This window comes from Ideonella paludis (assembly GCF_018069865.1).
Classification (GTDB): Bacteria; Pseudomonadota; Gammaproteobacteria; order Burkholderiales; family Burkholderiaceae_C; genus Ideonella; species Ideonella paludis.
Window position 1 is genome coordinate 1 of the sequence record NZ_JAGQDG010000013.1, and the last position, 8,001, is coordinate 8,001.

8 protein-coding genes are annotated in these 8,001 nt (G+C 63.0%); all 8 read left to right on the forward strand.

Annotated features, from left to right (window positions below):
- The coding region (locus tag KAK11_RS21475; protein ID WP_210811669.1) for a molybdopterin dinucleotide binding domain-containing protein at positions 1 to 881 on the forward strand (881 nt) is incomplete at its 5' end.
- A complete protein-coding gene (gene narH / locus KAK11_RS21480) occupies positions 881 to 2,413 on the forward strand; it encodes a nitrate reductase subunit beta (RefSeq protein WP_210811673.1) in 1,533 nt (510 codons plus the stop codon). The genes KAK11_RS21475 and narH, both read left to right, overlap by 1 nt.
- A 2-nt stretch (positions 2,414 to 2,415) precedes the next feature.
- Positions 2,416 to 3,117: a nitrate reductase molybdenum cofactor assembly chaperone gene (gene narJ / locus KAK11_RS21485; RefSeq protein ID WP_210811674.1), complete on the forward strand. Its 702-nt coding sequence runs from the start codon at positions 2,416 to 2,418 to the stop codon at positions 3,115 to 3,117.
- Positions 3,114 to 3,857 (forward strand): respiratory nitrate reductase subunit gamma, encoded by a 744-nt coding sequence (gene narI, locus KAK11_RS21490; protein WP_210811675.1) that lies wholly within the window; start codon positions 3,114 to 3,116, stop codon positions 3,855 to 3,857. Before narJ ends, narI begins: the two co-directional genes overlap by 4 nt.
- Before the next feature lie 10 nt (positions 3,858 to 3,867).
- Positions 3,868 to 4,626 (forward strand): peptidylprolyl isomerase, encoded by a 759-nt coding sequence (locus KAK11_RS21495; RefSeq protein WP_210811676.1) that lies wholly within the window; start codon positions 3,868 to 3,870, stop codon positions 4,624 to 4,626.
- An 8-nt stretch (positions 4,627 to 4,634) separates the two neighbouring features.
- Complete coding sequence (locus KAK11_RS21500) at positions 4,635 to 5,351, forward strand: carbonic anhydrase (RefSeq protein WP_210811677.1); 717 nt, start codon at positions 4,635 to 4,637, stop codon at positions 5,349 to 5,351.
- A gap of 9 nt (positions 5,352 to 5,360) precedes the next feature.
- The gene (locus KAK11_RS21505) at positions 5,361 to 7,235 is read left to right on the forward strand and encodes a type IV pili methyl-accepting chemotaxis transducer N-terminal domain-containing protein (RefSeq protein ID WP_210811678.1); all 1,875 of its coding nucleotides are present in this window, start codon (positions 5,361 to 5,363) and stop codon (positions 7,233 to 7,235) included.
- Entirely contained in the window at positions 7,232 to 7,930 is a 699-nt protein-coding gene (locus KAK11_RS21510; protein ID WP_210811679.1) for a response regulator, read from the forward strand. Before KAK11_RS21505 ends, KAK11_RS21510 begins: the two co-directional genes overlap by 4 nt.
- The last annotated feature ends 71 nt before the right edge of the window (positions 7,931 to 8,001 follow it).

An 8,001-nucleotide genomic window follows, 5' to 3' on the forward strand; every position in this document is an offset into this window, starting at 1 on the left:
CCCCCGAGACCAACGGCCATGTGGCCGTCAAAGCCTGGGAGGCGCTGGAGAAGGCCACCGGCCGCGAGCACAAGCACCTGGCCTTGTACCGCGAGGACGAAAAGATCCGCTTTCGCGACATCCAGGCCCAGCCGCGCAAGATCATCAGCTCGCCGACCTGGAGCGGCATCGAGAGCGAGACCGTCAGCTACACCGCCGGCTACACCAATGTGCATGAGCTGATCCCTTGGCGCACCCTCACCGGCCGCCAACAGTTCTACCAAGATCATGCCTGGATGCTGGCCTTTGGCGAGGGATTGTCGAGCTACCGCCCGCCCGTGGACATGAAGGCCACCGCCGCCATGCACCAGCAACGGCCCAATGGCCACCCGGAGATCTTGCTGAACTTCATCACCCCGCACCAGAAATGGGGCATCCACAGCACCTATACCGACAACGTGATGATGCTGACCTTGAGTCGGGGCGGCCCCATCGTTTGGCTCAGCGAGGAAGACGCTTCCAAGGCCGGCATTGTCGACAACGACTGGGTGGAGCTGTTCAACGTCAACGGCGCGATTGCCGCCCGCGCGGTGGTCAGCCAGCGCGTCAACCCCGGCATGGTGATGATGTATCACGCCCAAGAAAAGATCATCAACACCCCGGGCTCCACCATCACGGGCACACGCGGCGGCATCCACAACTCGGTGACCCGCATCGTGCTCAAACCCACCCACATGGTAGGCGGCTATGCCCAGCAGAGCTGGGGCTTCAACTACTACGGAACCATTGGGACCAACCGCGACGAATTTGTGGTGGTGCGCAAGATGGACCGCATTGATTGGCTGGACACGCCCGTCGGTGAAGACAAGGTCGCGCTGGTTCAGGCCCAAGGAGAAAACTGATGAGAGTACGTGCCCAAATCGGTATGGTGTTGAACCTGGACAAGTGCATCGGCTGCCACACTTGTTCAGTCACCTGCAAGAACGTCTGGACCAGCCGCCCTGGCCTGGAATACGCCTGGTTCAACAATGTGGAAACCAAGCCCGGCATTGGCTACCCCAAAGCCTGGGAGAACCAAGACAAATGGCAAGGCGGTTGGGTGCGCAAGGCCAACGGCCAGATCGAACCGCGCCAAGGCGGCAAGTGGAAGCTCTTGATGAAGATCTTCGCCAATCCGCGCATGCCGGAGATCGACGACTATTACGAGCCCTTCACCTTCGACTATGCGCACCTGCAAAGCGCACCCGAGATGAAGGCCAGCCCCACGGCACGCCCGCGCAGCCTGATCACCGGCCAGCAGATGGACAAAATCGTCTGGGGCCCGAACTGGGAAGAGATCTTGGGCGGCGAATATGCCAAGCGCAGCGAAGACGCCAACCTGGCCAACTTCGATGCGGCGCAAAAGGCCATGATCGGTGAGTTTGAAAACACCTTCATGATGTACCTGCCGCGCCTGTGTGAGCACTGCCTCAACCCGGCCTGTGTGGCGTCGTGCCCCAGCGGCAGCATCTACAAGCGCGAAGAAGACGGCATCGTGCTGATCGACCAAGACAAATGCCGGGGTTGGCGCATGTGCGTCTCGGGCTGCCCCTACAAAAAGATTTACTACAACTGGAAGAGCGGCAAGGCCGAGAAGTGCATCTTCTGCTACCCCCGCATCGAGGCGGGCCAGCCCACAGTGTGCAGTGAAACCTGCGTGGGCCGCATCCGCTACCTGGGCGTGCTGCTCTACGACGCCGACCGCATCGAGCAGGCCGCGAGTGTGGAGAAAGACAAAGACCTCTACGAGGCTCAACTCGACCTGTTCTTGGACCCGAATGACCCGGCCGTGATCGCCCAAGCCCGCCTGGACGGCATCCCCGACGCCTGGCTAGAAGCGGCGCGCAAGAGCCCCGTCTACAAGATGGCCGTGGACTGGAAAGTGGCGCTGCCGCTGCACCCGGAGTACCGCACTCTGCCCATGGTGTGGTACGTGCCGCCGCTCTCACCCATCACCGCTGCCACCCAGGCGGGGCATGTGGGCAGCAAGGGCCAGATCCCGGACGTGGCGCAGATGCGCATCCCTGTGCAGTACCTGGCCAACCTGCTGACAGCCGGTGCGGTAGAGCCGGTGGAGCAGGCGCTGGAGCGTTTGCTGGCCATGCGCGCCTTCCAACGCAGCAAGCATGTGGATGGCGTACACAACAGCGCCGTGCTGGAACAAGTGGGCATGAGCCAGCACATGGTCGAGGACATGTACCAGACCATGGCGATTGCCAACTATGAAGACCGCTTTGTGATCCCCAGCACCCACCGCGAATATGCCGAGAACACTTTCAATGTGCGCGGCGGCTGCGGCTTCAGCTTTGGCAACGGCTGCTCTGAGGGCAGCAGCGACACCAGCCTGTTTGGCAGCGAGAAGCGGCGCACCATTCCCATCAAGGCGGAGATCTGAGCATGAAACTCTTTGCTTCTTCTCCCAAGCCCGTGGCGCGCAGCCTGCGAGTGTTGGCCCGCCTGCTGTCTTACCCCGACAGCCCCTTGCGCCAGCACCTGCCTGAGCTGCAGGCCGCCTTGCACCAAGAGCAGGCCTTGGGGGCCGCCCGCTTGGCCGAACTGGATGGGCTCATCGCCCACCTGCAACGCCAAGCCCCGCTGGAGGCCGAGGCCGACTATGTGCAGCTGTTTGACAGTGGACGGCGCACCGCGCTGTGCCTGTTTGAGCATGTGCACGGCGACTCGCGCGAGCGCGGCCCCGCCATGATCGACCTGGCCCAGACTTACGAAAAGGGCGGACTCTATCTGGCCGAAGGCGAGATGCCCGACGATCTGCGGGTGCTGCTGGAGTTCTGCTCCACCCAGCCGCCCAAAGAGGCCGCCAGCTTCTTGAGCGAAATCGCCCATTTGCTGAACGTGATCTTCAGCGCCCTGGTGCAACGCCAAAGCCGCTATGCCAGCGTGCTGGGCGCCTTGTTGGACTTGGCAGGCCACCCGGCCGAGGCCGTGCCCATTGCCGCCGAAGAGCCCTTGGATGAAAGCTGGCAAGAGCCCGTGGCCTTTGATGGCTGCGGCAGTGCCGGTCAACGCCCAGGCAGCAGCCAGACCCAACCCATTCACCTGGTGCGTCGCAACGCCCCCCGCACAGGAGCCACGCCATGAACTCGCATTCCGATCTCAGCCTGTATTTGCACGACTTCTTCTTCACGGTGTATCCGTACATCTGCTTGGCCGTGTTCTTCATGGGCAGCTTGGCCAGGTTTGACCGCGACCAATACACCTGGAAGAGCGACTCCTCGCAGCTGCTGCGCCACGGCCTGCTGCGTTGGGGCTCCAACCTGTTTCACCTGGGCATCTTGTTTCTGTTTGTCGGCCACTCCGTGGGCATGCTGACACCGCATGCCTTGTACGAGTCCTTCATGACCCCGGCGCAAAAACAGATGCTGGCCATCGTGGCCGGGGGTGTGGCCGGAGCCGTGTGTTTTGTGGGCTTGAGCATGCTGCTGTGGCGGCGTTTGTTTGACCCGCGCATCCGCCTGACCAGCCACCGCACCGACATCGCCATCTTGCTGATCTTGTGGGTGCAACTGACCCTGGGCCTGGTGACCTTGCCGTTCTCGCTGGCCCATGCGGATGGCAGCGTGATGCTGATCTTGGCCGACTGGGCACAGCGCATCGTCACCTTCCGGCCGCAAGCGGCCAACCTGATCGAGCTGGCCTGGCCTTACAAGGTTCACATGGTGCTGGGCATGACCATCTTCTTCCTCTTCCCCTTCAGCCGCCTGGTGCATGTGTGGAGTGGACTGGCCTCTGTCGCTTATCTGTGGCGGCCGCGGCAGTTGGTGCGTTCGCGCCGCCTGAACCTGCCGCCCAGCCACAACACGCCCCAGCGTCAACTCTGAAAGAGCATTCATGTTGGCCACCATCAATGACATTGCCCTGCAGGGGCCTGACGAAGCGATGAGCCCCGCCGAGCTGCGCCAGCGCGCCTGCACCGAACTGCTGCGCCAAGCCGCCCAGCGTGACGGCCTGCTGCCTGCTGACGACGCCGTGCCCCAGGACGGCGCCATCACGGAGGCAGCGCAGGCCGCCATCGAACAGTGGCTGGCCCGGCACTTGCCTGAGGTGCCGGTGGACGAAGCCGCCTGCCGCCGCCACTTTGCCGCCCAGCCCCAACGCTGGGCGCAGGGTGAACGCGCGCTGGTGCGCCACATCTTGTTTGCGGTGACCCCCGGCGTGCCGCTGGCACCACTGCGCCAGCGGGCCGAGGCCTGCTTGCTGAGCCTGCGCGTGGCCGATAGCCAAGGCCCGGCCTTTGCGCTGGCCGCTGCGGAGTGGTCCAACTGCCCCAGCGCGGCCCAAGGCGGTGAGCTGGGCTGGCTGGCCGCTGCCGACTGCGCCCCAGAGTTTGCGCGCGAGGTGCTGGGCCAGCCCGAGGTGGGTGTGCTGCCCCGCCTGGTCTGCACCCGCTTTGGCCTGCATGTGGTGGAAGTGCTGGCGCGTGAGCCGGGCGTGCAACCCACGTTTGAAGCGGTGCGCGAGGCCGTGGCCTTGCACTTGCAGCAGCACCACTTTGCGACCGCCCTGGGCCAGACCTTGCGGCAACTGGCGGCCCAGTCCACCGTGTGCGGTGTGGCCCTGGACGCCGATGACGCGCCGCTGATGCAGTGAGCGAAGGCATGGACGACGAATGGCTGGCCCGCCTGCGGCACTTTCATGACCAAGCCTTCCCGACGCACCAACAGACCTTTCAGACCTTGGTGGAGCAGGGCCAGCACCCGACCACCTTGTTCATTGGATGTTCCGATTCGCGCTTGGTGCCTTACCTGCTGACGGGCACCGGCCCGGGCGAGCTGTTCTTGGTGCGCAATGTGGGGGCGTTTGTGCCCCCTTGGGACGGCGCCTGTGGCGGGCCGCTGGCGGGCTACCACGGCACGGCCGCCGCCATTGAGTTTGCGGTGCTAAGCCTGGCCGTGCGCCGCATCATCGTCTGCGGGCATAGTCACTGCGGCGGCATTCGCGCGCTCTACACCGGTGTGCCACCTGAGGCCCGTAACCTGCATCAGTGGTTGGACCTGGGGCGCGCAGCCGCGCTGCCGGTCGCAGAGCCCGGCCCCGAAGCCCTGCGCCGCACCGAACAGCGTGCGGTGGTGTTGCAGCTGGAGCGGCTGATGGACTACCCCATGGTGCGAGCTGGTGTAGAAGCCGGGCGCATCAGCCTGCATGGCTGGCACTATGTGATCGAAGACGGCGAGGTGCATGTCTTCGATGTCACCCAGGGCTGCTTTGTGGCAGCGTCGCAGGCAGACCATGCGGGCACGGGCCCCTACCCGCCCTACCGGGATGACGCACTGAGCCTTGATCAAGGTCAAGACTCGAATCAGTCTGGTGCGTAGAGTGCTCGAATGAAGCTCCCCCGCACCCTCTCAGCCAAGTTGGGCACCATTGGCAGCGTGCTCCTCGTGATGGCACTGGTCTCGATTGGCCTGACCCTCTGGGTGACTTGGCAGCTGGAAGGTGGGGCAGCCGCTGTCAACGAAGCAGGCCGCATGCGTATGCAGACTTGGCGCTTGGCCCAGGCTGTGTCGGGCAGCGACGACTCCCGATTGCAGAGTTATCAAGCTCAATTCGACAGCAGCGTTCAGGTCCTCGCGGTGGGCGACCCTGCACGTCCCTTGTTTCTGCCACGCGATCAGGCCACCCAGGCTGCATTTGCTGACGTGCAGCAAGGCTGGCTGCACTTGAAACAAGCCTGGGGTGGTGAGCAACGCCCATCTGCCGCCGTTGCCGCTCAGCAAGCCGAGGCCTTGGTTGAACGGGTCGATGTCTTCGTCACCGCCATTGAGGTTCAACTGGCACATCTGACGGCCATCTTGAACGCCTTCCAGTTCATGATGGTGGCCCTGGCCTTGGCCAGTGCGGTGGCCTTGCTGTATGCCGCCTACCTCTTTGTGTTTAACCCATTGGCGCGTTTGCAGGCGGGGCTAGAGAAAGTGTCGAGAGGTGATCTCAGCGCCCGAGTCGAGGTCGGCAGTAGTGACGAGTTCGGGGCACTGTCTCAGGGCTTCAACCAAATGGCCGCCACGCTGCAGGATCTCTACCAAAGCCTGGAAGACAAGGTTCGAGAAAAGACCTTGCGCTTGGAACAACAGCGTGCCCGCCTGGTGGCCATGTACGAGGCCGCTGCTTTTGTGGCCAAGGCGGACTCGCTGGAGAACCTGACCCAGGGCTTTGCTCGGCAGTTGCGGCGCGTGGCTGAAGCCGATGCCTCTGCTGTGCGCTGGGCTGACGAGCAGACCCAGCGCTATGTGTTGTTGGCCTCTGAAGGGCTGCCCGCCAGCTTGACAGACGATGAGCACTGCCTGCCGGTCGGCGACTGCCACTGTGGGCAAAGCAAGCAGCAAGCACAAACGCGTGTCATTCCCATTCACTCGGACAGCACGCCGGGACTGCGAGGCCACTGCGAGCGTGCCGGATTTGCGTCGGTGCTGGTCATTCCACTGCAACTGCATGATCGCCGAGTTGGGGAGCTGAACCTGTTTTATCGCCAAGCTCAAACCCTGGCTCCCGATGACCAAGCGCTCCTGGAGACACTGGCCAGCCACCTGGCGGGGGCCATCGAGAGCTTGCGTGTCAGCGCCTTGGAGCGCGAAGCCGCTGTCGCCAGCGAGCGCGGCTTGTTGGCCAGCGAATTGCACGACAGCATTGCGCAGAGCCTGGCCTTTCTGAAGATCCAGACCGGCCTTCTGCGGCAAGCACTCAAGCGGCAAGATGAAACCCAGGCCATCGCCGTGTTGGCAGAGTTGGATGCCGGCGTTGCCGAGAGCATGGCGGATGTCAGAGAGTTGCTGGTTCACTTTCGGACCCGCACCAATACCGAAGACATCAGCACGGCGCTGCAAATCACCTTGCAGAAGTTCGAGCACCAAACTGGATTGAAAACGCACTTGTTGCTGGAGGGCGATGGTCTGCCCTTGCCTCCAGACGTGCAGGTCCAGGTACTGCATGTAGTGCTGGAAGCGCTGTCCAATGTTCGCAAGCATGCACGGGCCAGCACCGTGTGGGTAGAAGTTCAGCAGAGCCCACCTTGGCGCGTGGAAGTGCGCGACGACGGTCAAGGCTTTGACGCCGATGTCAGCCCCGGTGAAACCCATGTGGGGCTGCGCATTATGCGCGAGCGTGCTCAGCGCATTGGCGCTGCCGTGGAGCTCAGCTCCGTTCCGGGCTCGGGCACCTGTGTGGTGCTGACCCTTGCAGAATCCCATCGACAAGCAGCATGAGCTCTAACGATACGACTAGGCCAAATGAGCGTGTGGTGCGCTTGCTGATCGTGGACGACCACACCCTCTTTCGTCGCGGCTTGATGGCCCTGCTCGGCCATGACCCTCGCTTTGAGATCGTGGGCGAAGCGGCAGACGCCACCGAGGCACAACGCCATGCCTCCCAGCATCAGCCAGACTTGATCCTGCTGGACAATCACATGCCGGGGGTTCACGGCGTGGACGCACTGGCCGGCTTACGTGAAGTGGCGCCTCAGGCCAAAGTGCTGATGCTGACGGTCAGCGAAGATGCTCGCCATTTGGCTGCGGCGCTGCGAGGTGGTGCCAGTGGCTATCTGCTCAAGACAGTTGACAGCGATGTCCTGGCGGCCGTCATCCTGCGCACCATGGCGGGTGAATCCATCGTCAGCCCGGAGATGACAACCAAACTGGTTCAGGCCTTTCAGGCGGAGCACTTGGCCCAGGTTCCAACCCCACCCGCCGCAGATCCGCCGCCAGACCCACTGAGCAGCCTATCCCCTCGCGAGACCGAAATCTTGCGATACATCGCACAAGGCGCCAGCAACAAGGAGATCGCCCGAGCTTTGGACATCGCCGAAACCACGGTCAAGATCCATGTGCAACACATCTTGCGCAAACTAGGGCTCAGCTCGCGCGTGCAGGCGGCGGTTTACCTCACGACTCGTTCGGCTTGAGGGCATCCACGCTACAAGGATGATCGAAACTGTGGGTTCACCTTAATCGTGTCACCAATGGCACCTTAATT